Origin of the sequence: Sphingobacterium sp. 1.A.4 (assembly GCF_002734245.1) — a bacterium.
GTDB classification, from domain to species: Bacteria; Bacteroidota; Bacteroidia; order Sphingobacteriales; family Sphingobacteriaceae; genus Sphingobacterium; species Sphingobacterium tenebrionis.
Genome location: NZ_PEAZ01000003.1, coordinates 1 through 961 on the forward strand (window position 1 = coordinate 1; position 961 = coordinate 961).

Annotated in this window: 1 rRNA gene; it reads left to right on the plus strand. The window is 54.0% G+C overall.

What is annotated here, in order from left to right:
- Nucleotides 1–961, plus strand: a 16S ribosomal RNA gene (locus tag CRJ00_RS01395); the annotation flags it as partial.

A 961-nucleotide genomic window follows, 5' to 3' on the forward strand; every position in this document is an offset into this window, starting at 1 on the left:
GTGGAGGGCTGAATGTACCCGGAGAATAAGGATCGGCTAACTCCGTGCCAGCAGCCGCGGTAATACGGAGGATCCGAGCGTTATCCGGATTTATTGGGTTTAAAGGGTGCGTAGGCGGCACTTTAAGTCAGGGGTGAAAGACGGCAGCTCAACTGTCGCAGTGCCCTTGATACTGAAGTGCTTGAATGCGGTTGAAGACGGCGGAATGAGACAAGTAGCGGTGAAATGCATAGATATGTCTCAGAACACCGATTGCGAAGGCAGCTGTCTAAGCCGTTATTGACGCTGATGCACGAAAGCGTGGGGATCGAACAGGATTAGATACCCTGGTAGTCCACGCCCTAAACGATGATGACTCGATGTTTGCGATATACAGTAAGCGTCCAAGCGAAAGCGTTAAGTCATCCACCTGGGGAGTACGCCCGCAAGGGTGAAACTCAAAGGAATTGACGGGGGCCCGCACAAGCGGAGGAGCATGTGGTTTAATTCGATGATACGCGAGGAACCTTACCCGGGCTTGAAAGTTACTGAAGCATCCAGAGACGGATGCGTCCTTCGGGACAGGAAACTAGGTGCTGCATGGCTGTCGTCAGCTCGTGCCGTGAGGTGTTGGGTTAAGTCCCGCAACGAGCGCAACCCCTATGTTTAGTTGCCAGCACGTKAAGGTGGGGACTCTAAACAGACTGCCTGCGCAAGCAGAGAGGAAGGCGGGGACGACGTCAAGTCATCATGGCCCTTACGTCCGGGGCTACACACGTGCTACAATGGATGGTACAGCGGGCAGCTACACAGCAATGTGATGCCAATCTCGAAAAGCCATTCACAGTTCGGATCGGGGTCTGCAACTCGACCCCGTGAAGTTGGATTCGCTAGTAATCGCGTATCAGCAATGACGCGGTGAATACGTTCCCGGGCCTTGTACACACCGCCCGTCAAGCCATGAAAGCTGGGGGTACCTAAA